This is a genomic window from Streptomyces poriferorum (assembly GCF_019399235.1).
GTDB lineage: Bacteria > Actinomycetota > Actinomycetes > Streptomycetales > Streptomycetaceae > Streptomyces > Streptomyces poriferorum.
In genome coordinates, this window is sequence record NZ_JAELVH010000015.1 from 1 (window position 1) to 25411 (window position 25411).

General features: G+C 70.7%; 12 protein-coding genes. 6 read left to right on the top strand and 6 right to left on the bottom strand.

The genetic code is table 11. From position 1 onward, the window contains the following. From JGS39_RS41385 to JGS39_RS04600, 5 genes are all read left to right on the top strand, one after another. On the top strand, positions 1-684 hold a 684-nt coding region (locus JGS39_RS41385), incomplete at its 5' end, for a S8 family serine peptidase (RefSeq protein ID WP_219567413.1). Then, positions 660-2585: a PA domain-containing protein gene (locus JGS39_RS04585; RefSeq protein ID WP_219567414.1), complete on the top strand. Its 1926-nt coding sequence runs from the start codon at positions 660-662 to the stop codon at positions 2583-2585. The genes JGS39_RS41385 and JGS39_RS04585, both read left to right, overlap by 25 nt. 235 nt (positions 2586-2820) lie before the next feature. Continuing rightward, positions 2821-6396, top strand: coding sequence for a S8 family serine peptidase (locus tag JGS39_RS04590; protein ID WP_308120173.1), 3576 nt, complete (start codon positions 2821-2823; stop codon positions 6394-6396). 93 nt (positions 6397-6489) lie between these two features. Then, positions 6490-10080: a S8 family serine peptidase gene (locus tag JGS39_RS04595; protein WP_308120174.1), complete on the top strand. Its 3591-nt coding sequence runs from the start codon at positions 6490-6492 to the stop codon at positions 10078-10080. Between the two features lie 20 nt (positions 10081-10100). Beyond that, positions 10101-13688, top strand: coding sequence for a S8 family serine peptidase (locus JGS39_RS04600; RefSeq protein ID WP_219567415.1), 3588 nt, complete (start codon positions 10101-10103; stop codon positions 13686-13688). Positions 13689-13780: 92 nt separating this feature from the next. Here JGS39_RS04600 and JGS39_RS04605 read toward each other — a convergent pair whose 3' ends face one another. From JGS39_RS04605 to JGS39_RS04615, 3 genes are all read right to left on the bottom strand, one after another. Beyond that, on the bottom strand, positions 13781-15259 hold the full coding sequence (locus tag JGS39_RS04605) for a M20/M25/M40 family metallo-hydrolase (protein WP_219567416.1): 1479 nt from the start codon (positions 15257-15259) through the stop codon (positions 13781-13783). Next, positions 15252-16316: an S-methyl thiohydantoin desulfurase domain-containing protein gene (locus tag JGS39_RS04610; protein ID WP_219567417.1), complete on the bottom strand. Its 1065-nt coding sequence runs from the start codon at positions 16314-16316 to the stop codon at positions 15252-15254. Before JGS39_RS04610 ends, JGS39_RS04605 begins: the two co-directional genes overlap by 8 nt. Positions 16317-16381: 65 nt before the next feature. Then, positions 16382-18013 (bottom strand): OPT/YSL family transporter, encoded by a 1632-nt coding sequence (locus tag JGS39_RS04615; RefSeq protein ID WP_219567418.1) that lies wholly within the window; start codon positions 18011-18013, stop codon positions 16382-16384. A 252-nt stretch (positions 18014-18265) separates the two neighbouring features. Between JGS39_RS04615 and JGS39_RS04620 the strand changes: the two genes are divergently transcribed. Continuing rightward, positions 18266-19048, top strand: a complete 783-nt coding sequence (locus JGS39_RS04620) for an IclR family transcriptional regulator (protein WP_219567419.1) — start codon at positions 18266-18268, stop codon at positions 19046-19048. Positions 19049-19055: 7 nt separating this feature from the next. On the opposite strand, the gene JGS39_RS04625 is transcribed toward JGS39_RS04620, so the two are convergent. The 3 genes from JGS39_RS04625 to JGS39_RS04635 all read right to left on the bottom strand — a co-directional run bounded on the left by JGS39_RS04625 (position 19056) and on the right by JGS39_RS04635 (position 25379). Then, entirely contained in the window at positions 19056-19748 is a 693-nt protein-coding gene (locus JGS39_RS04625; protein ID WP_236062696.1) for an AroM family protein, read from the bottom strand. Positions 19749-19923: 175 nt separating this feature from the next. After that, the gene (locus JGS39_RS04630) at positions 19924-22833 is read right to left on the bottom strand and encodes an FG-GAP-like repeat-containing protein (RefSeq protein ID WP_219567420.1); all 2910 of its coding nucleotides are present in this window, start codon (positions 22831-22833) and stop codon (positions 19924-19926) included. Next, entirely contained in the window at positions 22833-25379 is a 2547-nt protein-coding gene (locus JGS39_RS04635; RefSeq protein WP_219567421.1) for a S8 family serine peptidase, read from the bottom strand. Before JGS39_RS04635 ends, JGS39_RS04630 begins: the two co-directional genes overlap by 1 nt. Between the last annotated feature and the right edge of the window lie 32 nt (positions 25380-25411).

Sequence of the window (25411 nt, forward strand, 5' to 3'; positions counted from 1 at the left end):
CCCCGGCTGGAGAACGACGCGGCCGCGTCGTTCTCCAGCCGGGGCCCGCTCACCAACGGCTCGCTCAAGCCCGACATCGCCGCGCCCGGCGTCGGTATCGTCGCGGCCCGCGCCGCCGGTACCTCAAAGGGCCAGACCGTCGACGATCACTACACGGCGCTCAGCGGCACCTCCATGGCCACCCCGCACGTGTCGGGCGCGGCGGCGATCCTCGCCCAGGAGCACCCCGACTGGTCGCCGCAGCGCCTGAAGGACGCCCTGATGTCGACCTCCGAGTCCGTGGCGGGGGCCACGGGATACGAGCAGGGCGCGGGTCGGGTGGACATCGGCCGGACAACGGCCCGGACGCTCTTCGCGACCGGTTCCGTCGGTTTCGGCTTCTTCAAGTACGGCGCGGCGAACGAGCCGGTCGCCCGCACCGTGACCTACCGCAACGACGGCGACACCTCGCGGACGCTCGACCTGTCCGTGCGCGGTGACAACGGCCTCGGCACCCCGCTGCCCGCCGGGATGGTGACCCCGTCCGCCGGCGCACGGCACGGCTCACCGTGCCGGCGCACGGCACGGCCGAGGTCGGCCTCACCGCAGACCCCGCGGCCGGACCGAGCGGCCGCATCAGCGGAACGCTCACCGCCACCGCGCGAGACGGATCGGCCACCGTGCACACCGAGTTCGGCCTGGTGAAGGAGGATCGGGTGGTCGCCCTCACCGTGCACGCCGTCAACCACGCAGGGCAGCTCGCCTACCGCAACAGCGACGTCAGCCTCTACAACCTGGACACCGGCGCCCTGTCCACGCTTCCCCTCAACGCCAAGGGCGACGTGGTCTTCCGCGTGAAGCCGGGCACGTACAGCCTGATGGGCTTCCTCGCCGGGTTCGACGAGGCGGGAAAGCAGGTCATCGACTTCACGCTGGCCGGTGACCCGCAGATGGTCGTCGACAGCGACCGCACGGTCACCCTCGACGGCACCGCCGCGAAGGAGATCAAGGTCAAGACACCGACCCCGGCCGAGCACCGCGGCCTGATGGTGGGGTACGAACGCTCCAGCGGATCGCGCTCGGCGACGCAGATCGCGCAGCTCGACCAGTACGTGGACCACGTGTACGCGCTGCCGACCGAGAAGACCACGCGCGAGAACTTCACCCTGTTCACCCAGTGGGTGATGTACACCCCCGAGATCCGCATCGACGCGGTCGGACACGGAGCCGTGCGCAGCCCGGAGTACGTGGTCGGCTCACCGAAGCTGGACGGTGTCTCGCTGCGCCGGGTCGTCCCGGTCGGCACCGCCTCGCCGGCCGAGCTCACCGGAGTGAACCTGTCCGGCAGGATCGCGCTGGTCCGCGCCTCGGCGGACCTCTCGCTCACCGACCAGGTCACGGCGGCGGCGAAGGCCGGAGCCAAGGCGGTGATCCTCTTCACCACCGAGCCCGGCCGGTACCTCGCCTCGGCGGGTACGGCCACCCTGCCGGTGCCTGCTCTCACGCTCGACGCCGATCCTGGGCGGACACTGGCCCAGCAGGCCGCGTCCGGACACCAGGTCCTGCTGATCGCCGCGGAGGCCGAAAGCCGGTACGCGTACGACCTGCTGTTCCCGTGGGACGGGCAGATCCCCGACGACACCGCGCTCAAGGTCGACACGACCACCACCGCCCGGGTCGAGGCCGACTACCACTCCCAGACCGGGCACCCCGCCGCCCAGGACCTGCGCTGGGCCTACCGGCCGGGCCAGGTGATCGCCACCTCCTGGACCACGCCGCGACCCCTGCCCGCGCCGATCCACCGCACCGAATGGGTGTCGGCGAACGGAGTGACGTGGCGTCACCTCGTCTATCTGGACAAGGAATGGGGCAGCCACTACAGCGGCCCGATGACCGACTACAGCCCCGGCCAGGTCGTCAAGGAGGACTGGCTCAAGCAGGTGGCCCGGCCGGCCGTTCCCGAGAACGACCCCGAATACGTTCCGGTACGCGGTGCCACCCAGATGAACCTGGCCATCACTCCCTGGACCGACTCCCAGGCAGGGCACGACGGCGTGTACTCCTACGTCACCGACAAGTTCACCACCCAGCTCTCCGCGCACGGTGAGGTGCTGGCGAAACGCGTCACGGCCACCGGCTCGTTCCCCGCTCCGTACGCCGAGCCGACCGAGTACACCCTGGTCATGGACAGTGCCCGCACCGCCGAGTACTGGAAGTTGTCCACGAAGACACACTCGGAGTGGCGGTTCACCTCGGCCCGTCCTGCCTCCGGAACCGCGCCGCTTCCACTGCTGCAGCTCTACTACGACCTGCCGCTGGACCTGCTCAACCGTGCTCCCGCAGGCGAGAAGTTCAGCTTCGCCGTGCGTACCGAGGAGCCCGGCACCACAGGCCCCGTGCGGGCCAGGACGCTGACGGCGGACGTCTCGTACGACGACGGAACGACCTGGCACAGGGCGGGGGTGACCGGCGGTGCCGACGGCCGGTTCACCGTCTCCACCCACCACCCCAAGGGCTCCGGCTTCGTGTCGTTGCGCATCGGCGCCGAGGACGCCGACGGCAACTCGGTGCAGCAGACCATCACCCGGGCGTACGCCGTGAATTGACGGGAGCGGCCCGCCCCGCCGGGTGCCCCCGGACGCCATCGCGTCCGGGGGCACCCGGCGTCCCGGCGGCATTCCCGTGCCCGTCCGGACGGTCGGTTGGCGAGTGCGCGCCATGTCGCCAACTCGCCAGCCCTGCAAGCCCGGTGACGCGGTGTACCGCTTCCATACTGCTGTGTGGTCACCACCGCGCGATCATGCCGCGGCCCTCGTGCGGATTTCCTGTGAAGGAGAGTGCGTGTTGAGGCAAGTCCCCCTACGACGGCGCGCCGTCGTCGCAGCCCTGCTCTCGGGTGTCATGAGCCTGCCACTGATGGGGGTGCTGCCCGCGTCGGCCGCCGCCCCGTCCGAGCCGAGCCCGTACGCACAGAAGACCGACAGTTCGGTGCGCGTTCAGCTCGACGCCAAGGACCGGGTCACCTTCTGGGTCCAGCTCGGCGAGCAGGCCGACACCACCGCCGCACGCAAGGAGAAGAAGAAGGCCGACCGTGGCCGCGCCGTCGTCGCGGCCAAGAAGGCCGAAGCCGGCCGGAGCCAGACCGCACTCGTCTCCCTGCTCAAGAAGGCCGGCGCGCCCTACACGTCGTACTGGATCGCCAACACGCTCAAGGTGACCGGCGACAAGGACCTCGCCCGGAAGATCGCCGCACGCTCCGAAGTCACCGCGATCGAGGAGGACGAACCGCTCGTCCTCCCGCACGCCACCACCGGCGGCCGGGTGAACACCGTCGAGGGCGTGGAATGGAACGTCGACCGGATCGGCGCCCCCAAGGTCTGGAACGACCTCGGCAAGCACGGCGAGGGCATCGTCGTCGCCAACATCGACTCCGGAGTCGACTACCGTCACCCCGCCCTGGCCGGAAGCTACCGGGGCCACCGCGCCGACGGCACGTACGACCACGCCTACAACTGGTTCGACCCCTCGGACGGCTGCACCGGCGACAGCCCGTGCGACAACGACGGGCACGGCACCCACACCATGGGCACCATGGCCGGCGACGACGGCGCCGGCAACGCCGTCGGTGTCGCCCCCGGAGCGACCTGGATCGCCGCCAAGGCCTGTGAGAACAACGCCTGCCCGCGCGACGCGCTGCTCGCCGCCGGACAGTGGATCCTCGCCCCGACCGACATGACCGGCGCCAACCCCCGACCCGACCTGGCCCCGGACGTCGTCAACAACTCCTGGGGCACCACCGCACTCGACCTCTGGTACAAGGCCACCGTCCAGGCCTGGCGCGACGCGGGCATCTTCGCCTCGTTCTCCAACGGCAACGCCGGGCCGGACTGTCTGACGACCGGCTCGCCCGGCGGCTACGACAACGCCTACTCCTCCGGCGCCTTCGACAGCAACGGCGACATCGCCGACTTCTCCTCGCGCGGCGCCGGCGAGGGCAGCGGCATCAAGCCCAACCTGGCCGCACCGGGCGTGGACATCCGCTCCGCCTGGCCGGGCGGTGGTTACCAGTCCCTCAACGGCACGTCGATGGCGGCTCCGCACACCGCCGCGACCGTCGCCCTGATGTGGTCCGCCTCGCCCGACATCCGCGGCAACGTCGACGAGACGGAACGTCTGCTCGACAGCACGGCCGTCGACACGTTCGACCCGAGCTGCGGGGGGACCGCGGCCAACAACAACGTCTGGGGCGAGGGCAAGCTGGACGCCTACGCGGCCGTGATGTCCACCCCGCGCGGCCCGCTCGGCGCGCTGACCGGCACCGTCACCGCCGACGGCAAGCCCCTCGCCGGGGCGACCGTGCGCCTGGACGGTCCCATGCAGGCGAGCGTCCGCACCGCCGACGACGGCTCCTACGCCCTCGGCAAGACGATGGCCGGCGACTACACCGTGTCCGTCTCGCAGTACGGCTACCTCACCGACACAGCCGCCGTCACCGTCGTCGCCAACGGCACGGTGACCCGGAACGCCGACCTGAAGACCGCGCCCACCGGCACGGTGACCGGCACCGTACGCGTCAAGGGCGGTCCCGAGGCGGGCGCCGGACTCGCGGTGTCCGACACACCCGTCTCCCTGACGACGGGCGACGACGGCGCGTACACCCTCCACCTGCCCGTCGGCACGTACCAGGTGGCCGTCACACCCGGCGACAAGTGCGCCAAGGCCGTTGCCTTCCAGATCACCGTCGGGAACGGCACCAGCAGCAAGGACCTCGACCTGCCCGTACGCACGGACGGTTACGGCACCACCTGCCAGGTCGTCGCCGGTGCCCCCTACCCGACCGGTGAGACCAAGCTGCCGCTCAGCGGGGCGGCGGGCAGCGCCCCTGTCGATCTGCCGTTCCCCGTCGCCCTGTACGGCCACACGTACACCGCGGCCAACATCACCGTCGAGGGCGTCCTCGCCTTCGGACCCAGCAGCACGACCAGCATCAACGAGGAACTGCCGTTCACCGGCACCCCGAACGGCGCTCTCTACCCGTTCTGGGACAACTTCCTGATGGACTCCTCCTCCGGCGTCTACACCGCGTTCCGGGGCACCGCGCCGCATCGTGAACTCGTCGTCGAGTGGCGCAACATGATCCTGAGCGACAACAAGCCCCAGCGCGTGAGCTTCGCAGCCGTCATGAACGAGGACGGCGGCTACACCTTCCACTACAGGGACATCGAGGACGGCGCCGCCGAACGCGGCTCCAGCGCCACCGTCGGAGCCGAGAACCACGACGGCACCGACGCCTTCCAGTACTCCTGCAACGAAACTGCCCTGCGCGACGGCATGACCATCTCCTTCCGGCCCGGGAAGACCGCGTCCCTGGCCGGCACGGTCACCGACGCCAACGACGGCAAGGCCCTCGCCGGCGCCGGTGTGACTGTCAGCCGGGACGGGGCGACGGTGGGCACCGGCATCTCGGGCGCCGACGGCCAGTACCTCGTGCAGGTTCCGGTCAAGAACGCGGGCGCGTACGAGATCCGCGTCGACGCACCCCACTACGAGGCCGCCACCCGCACGGCGACGCTCGGCGGCGCCGAGGTCTCGCGCGCCGACAGCGCCCTGCGCACCGGCCGGGTGACCGCGTCACCCGACGACGGCTGGCAGCTCGTCGTCCCGGCGGGGGAGCAGCGCACCCGCACCTTCACCCTCGCCAACTCCGGACTCGCCGCCGACTACACCGTCGCGGAGAAGGACGGTGCCGGCTGGCTGACGGCCGACCCGGCCGCCGGCCGGCTCGCCACCGACGCCACGCAGAAGGTGACCGTCACCTTCGACGCTTCGGACGCCACACCCGGCTCCGTCCTGCGCGGCATCCTGCGGGTGGCGTCCGAGAGCGGCCGTGCGCCGGTCCTCGACATCCCCGTCACCGTCGCCGTGCCCGCCTACCGCACCGCGATCGACGCGGGGTCCGGCGCCGCGGGACCGGTGGCCGACTCGGCCGGTGACCTCTGGGCCCCGGACCGGGCCTATACCGAAGGCTCGTACGGATATCTCGGCCGCACCGGAACCGTCACCACCCGAAAGTCCATCGCCGGCACCGACGACCAGGCGCTCTACTCCAGCGCCGCGAAGGGCGCCTACGAGTACCGCTTCGACGGTCTCCCGAACGGCGCGTACCAGGTGGAGCTCGGATTCGCCGAGCTGAGCAACACCCAGCCCGGCAAGCGGGTGTTCGACGTCCTCGCCGAAGGCGTCCAGGAACTCCCGGACGTCGACATCGCCCTGGAGGCGGGCGGCACCTACCGCGCGCTGGCCCGGACGTTCACCGTCCACGTCGGCGACGGACAGCTCAACCTGCGGTTCGCGAGCCCCTCCGACCAGCCGCTCGTCAACACGATCCGCGTCACCCACCGGCCCGACCTGGGCTGACCCCGAACCCCGGCACGGGTGCGGACGGCCTCCGGGCCCGGCCCGCACCCGTGCCGGCCCTGCAAGAGAACCCTTCGGAAAGAGAGTGCGTACGTGAGACAGCAACTCGCGCGACGGCTAGGCCTGCTGGCCGCCGCGCTCACCCTGGCCATGGGGGTGCCGCTCCTCGCGGCGGTGCCCGCCTCCGCGGACCCGGCCCCGACGCCCGCGGCCCAGCTGCTGGGCAAGGCCGACACCGAGGTGGTCCGGCAGCTGGACAAGAAGGACACCACGACGTTCTGGGTGCAGCTCGGCTCCAAGGCCGACACCTCGGCCGCGAAGGGGGCGAAGACCCGGGTGGGCCGGGACAAGGCCCTCATCGCGGCCAAGAAGCGGCACGCCGCCACCACCCAGGCCGGCATCGAGGACCTGGTGAAGGAGGCGGGTGCACACTCCACCTCGTACTGGATCAGCAACACCCTCAAGGTCACGGGCGACAAGGCGCTCGCCGCGAAGATCGCCGCCCGCCCGGAGGTCGCCTCCATCGCGGCCGACAAGCTCCTCCAGCTGCCCGAGGAACTGCCCGCCGAGCAGGAACCGACGGTCAACGGCGTCGAGTGGAATCTCGACAGCATCAACGCGCCCAAGGTCTGGGACGAGTTGGGCATCAACGGAAGCGGCACGGTCGTCGCCAACATCGACACCGGCGTCGACTACCAGCACTCGACGCTGATGAACAAGTACCGCGGTCTGAAGGCCGACGGCACGTACCAGCACGAGTACAACTGGTTCGACGCCACCGCGAGCTGCCCGGGCGACGCCCCCTGCGACGACCACGGGCACGGCACCCACACCATGGGCACCATGGTCGGGGACGACCGCGACGGCAACAAGATCGGTGTCGCGCCGGGCGCCCAGTGGATCGCCGCCAAGGCGTGCACCCCGCTCGGCTGCGAGCAGGACGCACTGATGGCCGCCGGCCAGTGGATCCTCGCGCCCACCGGCCGCAACGGCGACAACCCGCGCCCGGACCTGGCCCCCGACGTCGTCAACAACTCCTGGGGTGCCGACATCATCGACACCTGGTACAAGGACATGGTCCAGGCGTGGACCGACGCGGGGATCTTCCCGGCGTTCTCCAACGGCAACGCCGGCCCCGACTGCGCCACCGCCGGTTCCCCGGGCGCCTACACCAACAGCTACGCCACCGGCGCCTTCGACAGCGCCGGCGACATCGCGTACTTCTCGTCCCGGGGCACGGGCGAGGACGGCGCCGTCAAGCCGGACATCGCGGCCCCCGGCGTCGATGTCCGTTCGGCCGCCCCCGGTGGCGGATTCGCCGTCATGTCCGGTACGTCGATGGCCTCACCGCACACCGCCGCCACCGTCGCCCTGATGTGGGCGGCATCCCCGGCGATCCGCGGCGACGTCGCGGCCACCGAACGCCTCCTCGACCGCACGGCTCACGATGTCGACGACATCACGTGCGGCGGCACAGCCGAGAACAACAACGTGTTCGGGGAGGGCCGGCTCGACGCTTACGAGGCCGTCGCATCCGTCCCCCGCGGCCCGCTCGGTGGTCTCCTCGGAACGGTCACCTCCGACGGCGCGCCCGTGGCCGGCGCCACCGTGGAACTCGACGGCCCGATGAACGCCCTCGCCGACACCCGCGCCGACGGAACGTACAGCCTGCCGAAACTGATGGTCGGCGACTACGGGGTCAAGGTCACCAAGTACGGCTACACGCCTGCCGCGTCCACCGTCACGGTCACCGAGGACGCCACCACCACGCGCGACCTGAGCCTCGCCACGGCCCCCACGGGCACCCTCTCGGGCACCGTGAGCACCCTGTCCGGCCCCGAGGCCGGTGCGAGGATCGAGGTGGCGGGCGCCCCCGCCGAAACCGGCACCACCACCGCGGCCGATGGCACGTACCGGCTCGAACTGCCTGCCGGAACATATCTGGTGACGATCACTCCTGTCTCCCGGTGTGCCACGAGCGGATCGTTCAGTGTCCAGGTTTCCGAAGGCGACGGCAGCAGGAACCTCACACTGCCCAACCGCGGCGACCGGTTCGGCACCGTGTGCCGGACCACCCACGACACCGCGTTCCCGTCCGGTGCGACCAAGCTCAGCACCAGCAGTGACTACGACGGCTCCGCAACGGTCAAGTTCCCGTTCCCGGTGGCGCTGTACGGCAAGACGTACACACAGGCCGCGGCGAACGTCGAGGGTTACCTCAGTTTCGAGCAGTCCGTCAATGTCAGCGCCAACCGGAACCTGCCCTTCACTGGATTCCCCAACGGCTCGCTCTACCCGTTCTGGGACAACCTCCAGCTGGCCACCGACTCCGGCGACATGTACTGGTCGTCTCGTGGTGCCGCCCCGCACCGCGAGATCGTCGTGGAGTGGCGCAACGCGGTGCCCAGCACCGCGCGCACCCAGAAGCTCGACTTCTCCGTGGTGATCGGCGAGGACGGCACGTACTCCTTCCACTACCGCAACCTCATCGGCGGCGACTACGCGCGCGGCCTTGGCGCCACGATCGGCGCCGAGAACGCGGACGGCACCGACGCCCTGCAGTACTCCCTCAACCAGGTGTCCGTGAGCGATGGCACGGCCGTGGAGTTCACGCCCACCCGCAGCGCCGCCCTGACCGGCACCGTCACCGACGGCAACGACAAGAAGGCGCTCGCCGGAGCCACTGTCACCGTCGCCCACGACGGCGAACCCGTGGCCACCGGAACCACCGGATCCGACGGCACCTACCTGGTGCAGACACCCGTGACCAGCGACAAGACCGACTACGACGTCACCGTCTCGGCCGGGCACTACACGTCCCACAGCGGCACCCTCGCCCTGGCGGCCGGCTCCACCGAGCAGCTCACCGCGGCGCTCGCCACCGGAAAGGTCAGCGCCACCCCGGCGGCCGCGACCACCGTCGTCGTCCCCGCCGAGCAGAGCAGACAGCGCACCCTCACCCTCGCCAACTCCGGTTCCGACACCGGCTACACGGTCACCGAGACGGGCGGCGCCACCTGGTTCGGCGCGGCTCCGGCCGAGGGCCGGATGGCGAAGGGCGGTGAGCAGAAGGTCGTCCTCACCTTCGACACGCGCGGCGTCGCGCCCGGCACCGTCCTCAAGGGCACCCTCGTCGTTGCCTCCGACAGCGGCCGCGCCGCCGAGATCAAGATCCCGGTGACCGTGTCCGTACCCGGCTACCGAACGGCGATCGACGCCGGCGGGGCCAAGGCGTACACCGACTCCGCCGCCGACAGCTGGACTCCGGACCGGAAGTACACCGCCGGCTCGTACGGCTTCGTCGGCCAGTCCTCGAAGACGAGCACCACCAACGCCATCGAGGACACCACCGACGACAAGCTGTTCCGCACCGCCCGGGAGGGTGCCCTCGAGTACCGCTTCGACCAGGTGCCGGACGGCACCTACCAGATCGAACTGGACTTCGCCGAGGTCGGCAAGGTCCCGGCAGGACAGCGCCTCACCGACGTCCTCGCCGAGGGCTCCGTCCGCCTGCCCGACCTGGACATCGTCGCCGAGACCGGCGGCAGCTACCGGGCGCTGGCCAAGTCCTTCACGGTCACCGTCACCGACGGCCAGCTGAACGTCCGGCTGGTCGCCACCGGCGCCGAGAAGACCCTCGTCAACGCCATCCGCGTCACCCAGCGTCCCGACCTGAGCAGCTGATCCCCATGAGGAAAGCAGACGTGAACCGACACAGAACACCCCGGTGGCGAGGACTGCTCACCACCGCGCTCGCCACGACCCTCGGCGCCCCCTTCCTGGGCGCCCTGCCGGCCGTCGCCGCCGAACCGGTCCAGCCGACCACCTTGCAGAGCAAGGCGGACAGCGCCCTGCTCAAGGACTTCACCCGGCACGACAAGGTCTCGTTCTGGGTGCAGCTCGCCTCCCAGGCCGACACTTCGGCTGCGAGGAAGGCCCCCACCAAGACCGGCCAAGGCCGTGCGGTGCTGAAGGCGAAGACCGCGTACGCCAAGAGCTCGCAGCAAGGACTCACGGCCCTGCTGAAGCAGGCCGACGCGTCCTACACGTCGTACTGGATCAGCAACACGGTCAAGGTCACCGGCAGCAAGGCCCTCGCCGCGAAGATCGCCGCCCGCCCCGACGTCGCGTCCATTGAGGCCGATGACACCGTTCCCCTGCCCCCGACGGCGAACGGCACCAACGAGGCCAAGGTCGGCGGGATCGAGTGGAACGTCGACCGCATCAACGCGCCCAAGGTGTGGAACGAGTACGGCGTACGTGGCGAGGGCGTCGTCATCGGCAGCATCGACACCGGAGTCGACTTCCAGCACCCGGCACTCGCGGCCGGCTACCGGGGCCTGAAGGCCGACGGCACGTACGACCACGCCTACAACTGGTTCGACGCGACCCGCACGTGCGGCACGACGCAGCCCTGTGACGACCAGGGGCACGGCACCCACACCATGGGCACCATGACCGGCGAGGACGGCACCACCAACACCATCGGGGTCGCGCCCGGTGCCCGCTGGATCGCCGCCAAGGCGTGCACCACCGAGAACTGTCCGCGCGAGGCGCTGCTTTCCGCCGGGCAGTGGATGCTCGCACCGACCGACGCAGACGGGCAGAACCCGCGGCCCGATCTCGCCCCCGACGTCATCAACAACTCCTGGGGCGCCGACAGCCTGGACACCTGGTACCAGGCAATGGTCCAGTCGTGGCGGGACGCCGGGATCTTCCCGGCCTTCTCCAACGGCAATGCGGGACCCTACTGCGACACGGCCGGGTCCCCGGGCGCCTATACGAACACGTACGCCTCGGGCGCCTTCGACAGCAACAACAAGATCGCTTCCTTCTCCTCGCGCGGTCCCGGCGTCGACGGCACGGTCAAGCCGAACATCGCGGCCCCCGGCGTGAACGTCCGCTCGGCCGTACCCGGCGGCGGCTACGCGGCCAAGTCCGGTACGTCGATGGCCTCACCGCACACCGCGGCCACCGTCGCCCTGCTCTGGTCGGCGGCACCGGGGCTGCGCGGTGACGTCCCCGCCACCGAAGCGGTGCTGAACAAGTCCGCGGCGGACGTCGACGACACCACCTGTGGCGGCACCACGGCCTTCAACAACGTGTACGGCGAAGGCCGGCTCGACGCGTACGCCGCGGTCAACGCCGCCCCGCGCGACCACATCGGCGCCCTCACCGGCACCGTCACCATCGGCGGCGAGCGGGCCGCCGACGTCGAGGTCTCCGTGGCCGGTCCCACGCACGCCACCCTGACCACGAAGAAGGACGGCACGTACGCCTTCCCCCGCCTGGTCTCCGGCGACTACACGGCGACCGTGACCAAGTTCGGCTACGTCACAGACACGGCCACGCTCACCGTCACCGACGGCGGCTCCGCCACCCACGACGCCGCGCTCGCCACCGCCCCGACCGGAACCGTCACCGGTACCGTGCGCAGCGACTCCGGCACCGAGGCGGACGTCGCGATCAAGGTGCAGGGCACCCCGGTCCGCGCGTCGAGCGCAGCCAACGGTACGTACGAGTTGACACTTCCCGTGGGCAGTTACCAGCTCAGCCTGACACCGCTCAACCACTGCGCGGCTACCATCGGCATCGCGCTCGATGTGGCCACGGGCACAGCCGCCAAGGATGTCGCCCTTGCCACCCGCAGCGATGCCTTCGGGACCACGTGCCAGCAGGTGTCCGCGGAGTTCCCGACCGGCGAGACCAAGCTCGACCTTCTGCAGCCGTCCGCGGCGTACTCCGCCGTGACGGCGCCGTTCCCCATCGCCCTGTACGGCCACACGTACGACAAGGGGTGGATCACCCGCGACGGACAGGTGATCTTCGGCTATCTCTGGCTGGCCGACAACACCCAGCTGCCGAACAAGTCGCCCGCCAACGGTGCGCTCTCCCCCTTCTGGGACCAGCTGGCCATGGACGACTCCTCCGGCATCTACACCGCGGTACGCGGCACCGCCCCACACCGTGAGTACGTCGTCGAATGGCGGGACATGCTCATCGCCCGCGACCCGAGCGAGCGCATCGGCTTCGCCGCCGTGATCGGCGAGGACGGCACGTACACCTTCCACTACAAGGGCATCGACCCGAGCGCCAAGGGCTTCGAGCAGGCTACCGGTGCCACCATCGGCGCCGAGAACCACGACGGCACCGACGCGCTGCAGTACTCGTTCAACCAGCTCTCCGTCCGCGACGGCATGGCGATCCGCTTCCGGCCCGAGGGCCACGCGGTCGTCTCCGGCACGGTGACCGACGCCAACGACGGCAAGCCGGTCGCCGGCGCCACCGTCACGGTCGCCCGCGGCGGCACGAGCGTCGGCACGGCGACCACCCGGGCCGACGGCGCGTACCTGACGCAGGTCCCGGTGACCGCGGCCGCCGACCACAAGGTCACGGTCACGGCGCCGCACTACGCCACGGCGACCCGCACGGCCGAACTGGGCAACCTGTCCGCGCTGCGCACCGAATCCGCCCTCACCACGGGCGCGGTGCGGGCCGACAACGGTTCCGGGTGGCAACTGGTCGTTCCGGCGGGCGAGCAGCGCCGGCGCACCCTGACCCTCACCAACGGCGGCTCGTCCGCCGCGTACACCGTCGCGGAGAAGTCCGGCGCCTCCTGGCTGAAGATCGCCCCGGCGTCCGGCACGCTCGGCGCGGGCGCTCAGCAGCAGGTCACGCTGACGTTCGACACGGCGGCGGCCAAGCCCGGCACCGTGTACTCCGGCACCCTCGTGGTGACGTCCGAGAGCGCCCGGACACCGACGTTCTCGTTGCCGGTCAAGCTGGTCGTCCCCGCCTACCAGAAGGGTGTGGACGTCGGTGCGGACACCGCGTCCGTGGACGCGCTCGGCGACACCTGGACCCAGGACCGGCCTTACGCGGAGGGCGCGTTCGGATACGTGGGCGACACCACCGCCCTCACCTACACCCGTAAGGACATCGCGGGTGCCGTCAGTTCCCAGGAGCAGCAACTGCTGCGCTCGGGCCGGGAAGGCGTCAGCGAGTACCGCTTTGGTGCCGTGCCGAACGGCGTCTACCAGGTGGAGCTGGGCTTCGCCGAACCGGCGGGCGTGAAGCCGGGACAGCGTGTCTTCGACGTCACGGCCGAAGGCGTGGAGAAGGTCGCGGACGTGGACGTCCGCCTGGAGTCGGGCGCCGCCCGGACCGCGCTGTCCAGGACGTTCACGGTCAAGGTCACCGACGGCCGGCTGGAGGTGGGCTTCAAGGCGGTCACCGGCACGACGTTGGTCAACTCGATCCGGGTGACACAGCGCCCTGACCTGACGAGCTGACCCAGCACGTCCGCAGGCACGAACGGGCCCGCTCCGGAAGCAATCCGGGGCGGGCCCTGCCGCATCGGCCGGGGGCCGGTGCCGCGCGTCGTTCAGTCCGCGCAGGCGCGTTCCTCGTGCCGGGCCCGGAGGGCGTAGTCGTTGAGGATCAGCGACAGGCTCGACGTGAGGCGCCGCGCGTAGGGGACGTGGAGGGACTCGTTCGGGCCGTGGGCGTTCGCGCCCGGGCCCAGCACTCCGCAGGCCAGGAACTGCGCCTCGGGGAACTGCCGGGTCAGCTTCCCCATCAGGGGTATCGTGCCGCCCTGACCGATCCGGGCGACGTCCGCCCCGTCGAAGCAGGCCCGGCTCGCCGCCGACAGTGCCGCCCGGAGCCACGGCTGCTCGGCGGGTGCGTGCCAGCCGTCGGCGACGACCCGGTCGGGCGTGAACCGGACCGACGTGCCGTACGGCGGGTCCGCCTCGAGGATCCGGCCGACCTCCGCGAGGGCCGCCGCGCTGTCCACCGTGGGCGGCAGCCGCAACGAGACCTTCACGCGCGTGTGCGGACGCAGTACGTTGCCCGCCGACGCCACCGGAGGAATGCCGTCGGCTCCGGTGACCTCCAGACTGGGGCGCCAGGCCCGGTTGAGGAGAAGCTCCTCGGGGTCGCGCGTCACCGGGGACGCGTTCCCGTACCAGTCGAAGCGGCCCCAGACCTGCTCGCCCAGCAGCGCCGCCGCCTCACGTGTCTGGGCGCGGCGCTCGTCCGGCACCTCGCAGTGCAGAACGTCCGGGCGCAGCGAACCCGTCGCCCCGTCCTCCAGCCGGTCCAGCAACCGCCGCAGCACCCGGAACGACGACGGCACCACGCCGCCCGCGTCCCCGGAGTGCGCGCCGTCGCCGAGGACCCGCACGTCGAGCGTCCCGCCGCAGGCCCCGCGCAACGACGTGACCAGCCACAGCCGTTCGTAGTCGCCCGCCCCGGAGTCCAGGCAGACCACCAGGCCCACCTCGCCGATGCGCGGCGCGAGCAGGGCGAACCAGTGGTCGAGGTCGGGGCTGCCCGACTCCTCACCGGCCTCGAACACGCCGACGCAGCGCGGCCGGGCCGCGCCCTGCTCGGCCAGCGCCCGCACCGCGGTCACCGACGCGGGCAGCGCGTACCCGTCGTCGGCGCCCCCTCGGCCGTACAGCCGGGGGTCGTCGTACACCGGTTCCCAGGCGGTGCGGCCCTCGGTCCAGCCGTCGCCCTCGGGCTGTTTGTCGAGATGGCCGTAGAACAGAACGGTCTCCTGCGCAGGCGTGCCCTCGCCCGGCACCTCGAAGAAGATCAGCGGTGTGCGTCCGGGCGCGCGCAGGACCTCCACCCGCAGGCCGGGCAGCGGCACGTTCCGCAGCCACGCGGCCGCGGCGTCGACGGCCCGGTCGAGGTGGCCGTGGGCCTCCCAGTCCGGGTCGTAGGCGGGGCTGACCGCCGGGACGCTGATGTGCTGCCGGACGAGGGGGAGCACCTCCGTCTCCCACTGGGCGTCACAGAAGTCCCGTACGGGGCCGGCGTCGGCGACACCGGCCGGAACCTGCTCAGGCATCGGCGAGGGCCTTCGCCGCCGGGGCGAACTCGATGCCGAGCAGCTCCTCCACCGGCGCGTACACCTCGGGCATGTACATCGTCCGGGAGAGCAGGAGGTTCTCGGCCGGGGCGACCAAGACGCTGACCTGCTTGCCGACCTCGACGTCGGCGGAGGCGAGCGGCTGCCCGGCCTCGTCGAACGTCGTGATCAGATCGGGGAACGACGCCCGGCGGACACCGGCGACATCGAGCGCCATGTACTCGTTGACGATGTACAGGGTGGTGCCCGCCGCGTCGTCGAGGACCGCGACGCCGACGTCCAGGCCTTCCCGCTGCTCGCACCGGTACTCGAGCACCGTGCCGGTCACGGCGATCTCACCGCCGAGGTGCTGGGCGGCGCCGAGCACGCCACCCGCCAGGAAACGGCGGCCCAGTTCGATGGCGAAACCGATCGCGCCCGGCGCGCCGTTGCGCACCGCGTAGCCGACCTCGACGGGGTTGCGGGCCACGCCCACCCAGCCGCCCGACTCGACGGAGGCGCGCCGGACCACGTTCGACGTGGCCTCCAGCCGGCCGGAGACCGAGCCCTCGACGTACGCGTACGGCTTGCCGCCCGCGTAGCCCTGGGTGGAGAGGTAGTTCTCCTCCTGGTGCAGGCCCATCGCGCCCATCACGCTGGACGGGTGGGCGCGGCCGTTGCAGGCCAGGTCGATGACGGGCAGGCCGGTCATGGCCGAGTGGAACCAGCCGTTGATGGTGGTCTCGGCGCCGTTCTCGTTCGTGTGGAGCGCGACGAGCGGGCGCGGCAGGTCACGGCGGAGCAGCTCCAGGGCACGCAGCAGATGCGTGGGCAGCACCTGCGGGTCGGGCGCCGCCGGGGCGCCGACCAGGGCTACCGTCGCGGTCAGGTCGTCGGCCGCGAACTCGTCGGCCGACCACAGCTCAGGTATGCCGATCTGGAGGGCCAGTTCGGCGGTGCGCAGACCCCGCTCGACGAATCCGCCGCCGCCTCCGCCGAGTACGGCACCGCCGTACACGGCCGCGCGGATGTCGTCATGGGTCAACTGTCGCTTCACGGGGTTCTCCCAGGGTGGTTCTGTACAGGGGTGCGAGAGGAGGTACGGGGGCGCGGCTGCTTGGCCTACTTGGCGGCCTTGAACACGCCGTTGCCGAACGAGTAGAGGGCGTCACCGGCGATCGCGCCGCCGGCGAAGACCTCCAGGTCGTCCTTGGCCTTCGGGCCGAGGACGCGCGGGGCGAGGACACGCACGGCGACGCCGGCGGCGACCATCCAGCCGGCCATCGGTGTGGTGATCAGCAGCCCGGTCGCCAGCAGGATGCCGAGCTGGCGCTTCGGGCCGCCGATCAGCTGCACGAGCGCGCCGGGGATCGCCCACAGGGCGAGGTCCCGGGCGGTCTCACCGGACGGACCCGCCTTGATCGCGGCGACGTACGCGGCGTCGATCGGGGCGGTCTGCCCGTTGTCGAAGAACATCCGGTACGACACGAGGACGACGACGATGGCGACGCCGAAGCCGATCATCGCGGCGATCAGCTGCTGACGGCGGCCCTCCAGCTCGAAGGCCGGGTCGGCGTTCTCGCCGCGCAGCAGATAGCCCGCCTTCAGGTCGTAGCCCATGTCGGCGAAGGCCGGACCGGTCGCGGCGGTGAAGCCGGACAGGACGACGAGCGCCTCGGGCGGGAAGCCGATGAGGATGCCGAGCAGCAGCGTGATCAGGGCGATCGCGAAGGCGGGGAACCAGCCGGAGTGCATCGACGCGATGCCGACGAGCAGTTCGTGCAGGAACGCGGCGACGGACGCGTACAGGAGGAAGCCGATCAGCATGCCCGGGCTCATGTGCGTGGCGGCACCGGTACCGAACGCCAGCAGGACCGAGATCACGAGGTAGGCACCGAAGCCCAGCCGCATGGAGCGCCCCAGACGTCGGGCGCCTTCCGGCGCGCCGGCCGGTCCGGTCGCGCGGGCGTCGCCCGCCGGGGTGCGCCGGGCCTGGAAGATGGTGCGGCCGACCTGGACGAGGGCGACGAGGCCCGCCCCCATCATCATGCCGTGGGGCAGGTACATGGACCCCAGGTCGAGGCCGAACAGCGGGTCGGCGTACTGGTTGAACAGCAGGCCCACGCCGAAGGCGGCCATGGCGCCGAGACCGCCGATCAGGGCCACGCCGAACGCCGACATCGGCAGTGTGAACGCGGCGCCGACCAGACCGGTCAGCAGACCGAGGCCGAGGACCTTGGCACGCCGGCCGCCCTCGTCGCCCGCCTTGATGGCCTGGGCGGCGGCGAGCCCGGGCGGCCAGGGGTTCTTCGCGGGGAAGGCCGGGGTGTCGTACATCCGGTAGAGCAGCCAGGCATCGACGAGCATCGCGGCGGCGACCCCGATCAGCATCGGGATGATCATGTCGTCCATCCCGAACAGGAACGGGATCCCGATCGGCAGGAACAGGCTGTTCGCGGCGCCGAACGTGGCCGAGGAGATGCTGGTCTGCGCGAGGTTCTGGGCATGCACCGAACGGAAGCCGCGGAACATGACGAGCGGTACGCGGGCCAGCGTCATCGCGGCCAGGGCGCCGATCAGCGAGGTGCTCGGGGTGACGCCGAGCGTGGCGAGCAGCTGTACGCCCACGATCGCCCCGAACACGCTGAGCACCACGGTGAGGATCAGATTGCCGGGGGCGAGGGCGCGGGGATGGCGCGGGTCCGCACTCGCGGGGTGCGAGGTCTCGGCCTGGGGAGAGGCGTCAGTGCTCATGGGTCTTCGGTACTCCCGTGCGGGTGGGCGCTTGTCAGTCGCCTGGGGAAGTTCTAAAATATGGAACAGCATCTGAGTATCTGGATCTCCCTGGATCATCCACATGGCTCATTCCGCCGTCAAGGGCTGAGCCCGGATTCTCGGAATGTGGGCGGTCCGGAGCCACGGACGAGGGGCGGTCAGGAGCACGCCCGGGCGCCCTTTACGATCGGACGACACGACTCGGGGGAGCTCGGGGGAGGCGGGAGAACGGTGAGCACACTCGCCAACGCGCGCGATGTCCTGCAGTTGATGGCGCGTCTGCAGCGCGATCTGACCGTGACGGATGTCGCGGGGGCGCTCGACCTGCCCAAGAGCTCCGTCTCACGGACGCTCAGCATGATGGCCGACTACGGCTTCCTCGACCGCGACCCGACGAGCCGCGCCTACCGCCCCGGCGTCCTCGTCATGGAGGCCTCGTACCACTTCCGTGCCTCCCGCAGCACGGCCTCCCTCCTGGAGGAGGAGGTGGCCAGGCTGGTCGCCGACATCGGGTACACCGGGTACGTGGACGTGCTCGACGGGCCCGAGTCGCTCGTGCTCCACATGCGGCTCGGCACGACCGGTGCCCTCCAGGCGTACACCCCGGCCGGCACCCGGGCACCGGCCTACGCCAGCTCCATGGGGCGGGCCCTGCTGGCCCGCCTGGACGACGCGCAGGTGCTGCGCCTCGTCGACGCGCGCCTGGAGCAGAGCACGGGCTCGGCGCCGCGCACCCCCGGTGAGCTGACCTCCTGCCTGGCCAGGGTGCGTGCCGACGGCTGGGAGTCCTCGCGCGGCGAGTACGTTCCGAACGTCGCCGGCGTCTCCGCGGCCGTACTCGACAGCGACACGGGACAGATCTTCGGCATCGGAGTCGCGCTGCCCGCGCCCGAGCTGCACGACGGGAACGCGGCCCGCTTCGGCCGGTCGGTACGGGACGCCGCCCTGCGCGTCGGCAAGCGCATCGGCGACCCGTACTGGCTGCGGTACGTCGAGACCGACGCCGGCCGCTGAGGCGCCCTCAGTCCAGCAGGGGCCCGAGGGCGGCTCCCACCAGCGCGCCCGGCGTCAGGATCGGCACGGTGAGGCCCGCCGCGCGCAGGGACCGGCGGTGCCGTTCCCCGTACCCCATGCAGTCGAGCATCAGGGCGTCCGCGCCGGCCTCGAGATGGGTGCAGGCCGCCGCGAGCAGGGCCGCCTCGTTGTCGGCGTACGGCGACGCCGTGGTGAACGCGGGGTCCGGAACGACGGTCCGCCACTTCTCGCGCGCCTCGGTGACCTGCTCGGGCAGCGGGACGACGAACCCGACCCGGCTGCCCCGCAGGACGGTGCCGACGTACCCCGTGACGAGGGCGTCCGGCTCGACGAGCCGCGCCCGCCGGGTCCGCAGGCCGGGGAACTCGCCGGTACACAGGAGCACCACGACGTCGGCGCCCGCCTCCTCCACCTGATCGATACGGGACTGAAGCGCGGCGCCGACGGTGTCCGCGTCCAAGGTCACGGGACTTCCGTCGGCCAGGCGGCTCAGAAGGGTCGCGCGTCCTTCCGTCGCCCCGAAGCGGAGCTCGGTCTCCCGGCGGGTGAGACCGTCGAGCACCCCGGCGTGCCGTATGCGTGCGGTCGCCGGCAGGTGCGCCTCGATTGCGTCGGACAGGTCCGGGCGGGGGGCCTGACCGATGGTCAGGAAGGTGACCGTGTGCACGGCGCGCCTCATCTCTGTTGGTTCCATATATTGAGCAAGAGTTGCGAATTACTGTAGTCGGCGGCGCCGTGTGGGGGTAGAGGATCTGTGGAGCGCAGGCAGTCGCCCGCCCTCGGCACGCAGAGAACCCCCTGGGCCCTGCCCAGGGGGTTCTCTGCGTGGCTTCCCGGCGATCAGCCGGGTGGGGTCAGGACAGCTTGAACGTTGTCATCTGGTGGATGTTGTTGTCCGGGCTGAGGACGCGCCCGCCCAGCTCCTCCGCCATCCGGTCGTAGCCGGTGGTGTTGAAGTTGAGGGAGATCATCTCCTGTGCTCCGTCACCGTCGAGGTCGGCCGCGAGGTAGTTGCGGCCGCCCGAGGCGTTGCCGGAGCCGACGGCGCTGCTGAAGGAGTCCCCGCTGGTGAGGATCGCGGGATCCCATGCCCCCACACCACCCTCGACGCCGCCGGCCAGCAGCTTCCGGCCGCCGGGACCGGTGATGAACTGGGTGGTGCGCAGTGGCGCGGACACTGAGCCCTTGCCGTCCTGGCCGTCGGCGCCGAAGACGCGGATGGTGCCGAAGCTGGTGGAGAGCAGGCCGTCGTCCGCGTCACCGGTGAAGAAGTTGCCGTGCGACCAGGGGCTGCCGGTGACCTTCTGGTGCAGCAGCTCACCGGTGCGCCCGTCACGGATTTCCGCGACGACGAACGCGGACGCGGCAGAGGTCGAGTCGAAGTCCGGCACGGCCTCCACGATCCACGTGTAGACGACTGCGTGGCCGTCGGCATAGGGGATGTCCGGGGAGGCGAAGACGGCGTGGTCGAGGAGCGCGCCGTGGATCTTTCCGTCGACGGCCTGGGCCGGGGCCTTGGGCGAGGCGGTCCAGCGGACGTTGCCGTTCTTGCCGTTGAGCGCGACGCCATCGGCCGAGGCGGTGTCGAGGTTGATCGCACCGACGCTGGTGTACTGGGTGTAGACGCGCCCGTCGGCGGTGGTGGTGTCGGAGAAGACGACATCTCCGGCGTCGGCGGGGGCCGCGTACTGCCACAGCTTCTTGCCGTTGCCGTTGTAGACGCGCAGGGCGTCGGTCGGGACGAGGATCTCGTCCTTGCCCGTGCCGTTCACGTCGGCGACGGTGACGGAGCGGACGAACGCGCCTCCGCCGTCGATGGTGGTCAGCGTCTTGCCGGTGCGGCTGTCGAGGACGGTGGTGGCGGTGTCCGCCGCGACGATGATCTCGGGCTTGCTGTCGCCGGTGACGTCGCCGGTCGCGATGGCGTGGACCTGGCCGGCGACGGTGGCCTGCCACAGCTTCTTGGGCTTGCCGGTCAGAAGCGAGGTACCGGAGTAGGCCCAGACGCCGTGCGAGGTGCCGCCGGCGACGACGTCCTGCTTCTTGTCGCCGTCGACGTCGAGGGCCTGGGCGAAGGACAGATCGCCCTGGAGCGGCGTCAGGTTCTGCTCGGCGCCCTTCGCGAGGTCGAAGGTGCGGACATTCTGTTCTTGGTCGATGACCCGGACGTGCTGCCCGCTCTTGTCGCTGAAGACCTGCTGGAACATCGGCGACGCGGTGTTGTCCCGGTGCTGCCAGCGCACGGCGCCCTTGCCGTTGAACACCGTCAGGTCGGCCCTGCCGCCGCCACCGGCGTTTTCGGCGGTGTCCATGCCGCTGTCGTTCTGCGAGGAGGCGGCCAGGCTGCCGTCCACGATGTCCAGGCGCCAGGTGCTGGCACCGTCCTCGGGGTTGTCGGCGTTCCGCTTGGTGGTGTGTGACCACAGGGCTGTGTCGGGGCTGGTGCCATCGAGGACGCGGACGGTGCTCGCGTTGACGTAGAGGTTGGAGTCGAAGGCGGATTCCGCGACCGCGTACTCGGTCTTCTTGGTGCCCTTGAGGTCGCCGATGGTCATGGCGGTCGGAACGGCGTTGGAACGGTTGTCGAGGGTGGCGCGGGCGCCGGTGCCCACGGCGTAGGAGACGATCTCGTAGCGGACGCCGTCGGTGGGGTCGGCCTGTTCCAGGGCGACCAGCCGGTTGCGGGTGGTGTCCAGGTGCAGCTGGCGGCTGTAGAGAGTGCTGTCGGTGTGCCAGCCGACGGACCCGTCCGTCACATCGAGTACGAGGGTGCGGCTGCTGCTCGGCGTGGTGGCGGTCTTCTGCAGGTCCCAGGAGACCGCGGCCTTGCCGGCGCCGGCGGACTCCAGCGCACCCCAGGTTGCCTCGGTGCTCTTGGTGTCGTACGTCCACGTGGTGGTGGGCGTCAGTGCGCCGTCGGCGTAGGAGAAGCGGGTGCCGGTGAGGGTGGCCGTCTCGCCTGCGGGGGCGTTGACGTTGTACGTCGGGGCGTTGCCGACGAGGAGGGTGCCCTCGACGAGCTTGACGCCGGTGGCGTACGAGTACAGCTTCGACCAGAGCATCTTGCCGGTCTTGCCGTCCAGGACGGTCACGAACGTACCCGTGGGCAGCGACGAACCGGGCGAGGTGATCGGCCGGTAGGGTGCGGAACCGACGCTCGCGGAGAAGACGAGGTCGGCCGTGCCGTCGCCGGTGAGGTCACCGGTGTCGAAGCCCTGGTCCGAGGCGGGCGTGAACGGGCTGACCGCGCTGTAGCCCATGACGATGTGTGCCGGGTAGGGCTCGACCTGCCACACGCGGAGCGGCTTGGCCTGCCAGTCGGTGTAGAGGGACTGGTTGCTGCGGGTCCACGCGGTGGTGCCGTCCGCCTTGTGGAGCTGGACGTTGCCGAGGCTGTGGACGGTGAAGTAGCTGCCGTCCGAGCCCGCGGGGACCGTCGCACCGATACCGCGCACACCCTCCAGGGCGGAGGTGTTGGTGAAGGTGACCGGGGCGGAGGCATCGGTCCCGGCCGCGTCGAGTCCGGAGACCGGGGCATCTTCGTCGCCGTCGCTGTCACCGGCGTTGATGGGCTTCAGGTTGTCGCCGTAGACGTCGACGCCCATGTGCGAGGCGAGCTTGTCGGCCTGCTGGCTCGTGAGCTTCATCGCGGAGCCGTCGTCGCCGGTCGCGGCGAGTGCGTGCGGGGCCGCGGTGAGGGCGAGGCCGGCGGCCACCAGGGTGGAGGCCAGGCGCAGGGCGCGCCTTGAGGTGTGGGTTCTCATTACTTGGCTCCCTGCGCGATGCGGATGGCGGAACCGTTGGTCAGTACCGTCTGGTTGAATGAGTACTGGAGGGCGTCGGTGCCGGTCTGGTTCTCGATGCCGACGGTGGCCTTGCCGCCGTTGCCCGGGACGGTCTTGTACTGGAACGTGATCGCACCGGTCGCCTCGTCGAAGACGGCCTCGAACGTGGCGCGGTTCGTGCCGCCGTCCGCGAACAGCATGTTGTTCCAGACCACCGCGAAGGTGCGCTTGCCGGTCTTGCCGGTGGTGGCGGTCTGCACGCTGGACTTCTTGTCGAGCATCAGGTCGTCCCAGAGCGGCGCGACGATACCGTCGGGCTTCGCGGCAGCGGGCAGGGCGGTGTTGACATAGTCACCGACGCGCGGGGCCAGGAAGTTGATCAGGCCGTTCGTGGTGACGGCGGCGCTGTTGTAGGAAACGCCGTAGAACTTCACGGGGAAGGGCAGCGTGACGTTCTTCGCGTCCTCGTCACCGGACAGGGCGACCTTCGTCGAACCGGCGATCCAGGCGTACGTGCCCGGGGTGCAGCTGTTGCCCGAGGCGTCCGAACGGGCCGGGAGGCGCACGTTCATCGTCTTGTCGGCGTCAATGGTCAGCTTGGTGTTGTCCACGCCGTTGCACAGCACCGGGACAGCCGGTGTGGTCGTGATCGTGAACGCGCCCTCCGAGACCTTCGGGAGGGTGAAGTGCCCGGCCGTGTCCGTCTTGACGGCCGGGACGGGGGTGCCCTCGACGGTGACGGTGGCCTTGGCAAGCGGCTTGCCCGTGACGTCCAGGACGGTGCCGGTCACGGCGTGCAGCGGCACGGCGTCCAGGGCGATGTCCTGGGTGAGGGACTGGCTCTCGGTGACGGTGACACTGTCGAGGGTGTCGGTGGAGTAGCCGTAGCCGCCGAACGAGAAGTCGTACGTTCCGGCGGCCAGGGTCAGCCGGTAGGTGCCGTTGTCGGCGGTGGTCACCGAGCGGGTGGTGCCACCGGTGGTGGCGCTGACGGTGACACCGGCCAGCGCGGTGCCGGTGGCCTTGTCCGTGGCGGTGCCGGTGATGGTGGCCGCGATGTGCGGGGCTTTGTCGATGGAGGAGAGGATGTCGAGCTTGCCCTCGCCCCACACGTTGTTCATGCCTGCGGTACCGCCGCAGTGCGTGTCATCGACGTCGGACGCACCCTGGTTCAGCAGTGCGCGGGTCTCGTCGATCTTCCCGATCAGGGAGGGTGCGGCCGACCACAACAGGGCCACGGCGCCCGCGACATGCGGGGTCGCCATCGACGTACCGGACTCGACCATGTACGTCGAACCGGGCCAGGTGGAACGGACGTCGACGCCCGGGGCCGAGATGTTCGGCTTCATCGAGTTGTCGACGAGCGAGGGGCCGAAGCCGGAGAAGTTGGCTATCGCGCCGTTCACGTCGTAGGCGCCGACACCGTAGGCGGGTGCCTGCGAGCCGGGGGCGTGGGCGGTGGAGCAGGTCGCTCCGTCACCGTCGTTGCCCGCGGCGAACGCCTCGAAGATCCCGGCGGAGTTCCAGGCCTCGACGATGTCCTGGTAGAAGGTGGTGTCCCCGCCGCCCCAGGAGTTGTTCACGATGTTCGGTGCCAGCTCCGGGCGGGGGTTCTGCCCGGTGTGGTCGGTCGGGGCGAGGATCCACTGACCGGCCTTGAGAAGGTTCTGGTCGGAGCACTCGTCGCTCTCGCAGCCCTTGGCGGCGATCCACTTGGCGTTCGGTGCGACACCGACGCCGCCCTTGCCGACCATGGTGCCCATGGTGTGGGTGCCGTGGCCGTTGTTGTCGCACGGGGTGCCGTCCGAGGGGCAGTTGCCCGACGGGTCGTAGAAGTTGTAGTCGTGGGAGAAGGACCCGTCGCCGTTGTTGCCCCGGTAGTTCGCCACGAGATCCGGGTGGTTGTACTGGACGCCGGAGTCGACGTTCGCGATGACGATGCCCTCACCGCGGTCCTGGTACTGCGACCACACCTGATCGGCCTTGATGTCCTTCACACCCCACTCCGGGGTGCCGTCGTCAGCAACCGAAGCGCCGCTGACCGACGTCGCGGGGGAGACGTTGCTCTCCGTCTCGTCGAGCTTGTAGGTCTGCTCCTTGACGATACGGGCGACATCCGAACGCTTCGCCAGCTGATCGACCAGTGCCTGGTCACCGGTGACCTGGACGGCGTTCGCGATCCAGTAGTCCTGGTGGCCGACCTTCTTCTTGTCGAGGAAGGTGTTCAGCGACTTCTGGCTGGTCTTCGCGTGGGCGCGCAGCTCGCTGTACGCGGACTTCGCCTTTGCGGCGTGGGAGTTCTTCTTCTTGGCGGCTGACAGGTCCGCCTGGTCCTTGAGGACGACGAAGAAGGACGCCTGGCCGCCGCCGTCAACGGCGTTCAGCAGCGCGGAGTCGACCTTGGGGGACGGCGCGGTATCGGCTGCGGCGGCCGCGGGAAGCGGCGCGGTCAGCAGAGCGGTCACCGTGAAGGCGGCCGCCGCCCAGACGGCGCGGCCACGCCGCGGCGGTGGGGACAGGTGCATCGGGGGAGCTCCTCCAGGAATGGAACGGGGGA

Coding starts and splice junctions, on each gene's coding strand:
- JGS39_RS04605 (WP_219567416.1), bottom strand. CDS start 15,259: ATGCCTGAGCAGGTTCCGGCCGGTGTCGCCGACGCCGGCCCCGTACGG.
- JGS39_RS04615 (WP_219567418.1), bottom strand. CDS start 18,013: ATGAGCACTGACGCCTCTCCCCAGGCCGAGACCTCGCACCCCGCGAGT.
- JGS39_RS04625 (WP_236062696.1), bottom strand. CDS start 19,748: ATGAGGCGCGCCGTGCACACGGTCACCTTCCTGACCATCGGTCAGGCC.
- JGS39_RS04630 (WP_219567420.1), bottom strand. CDS start 22,833: ATGAGAACCCACACCTCAAGGCGCGCCCTGCGCCTGGCCTCCACCCTG.
- JGS39_RS04635 (WP_219567421.1), bottom strand. CDS start 25,379: ATGCACCTGTCCCCACCGCCGCGGCGTGGCCGCGCCGTCTGGGCGGCG.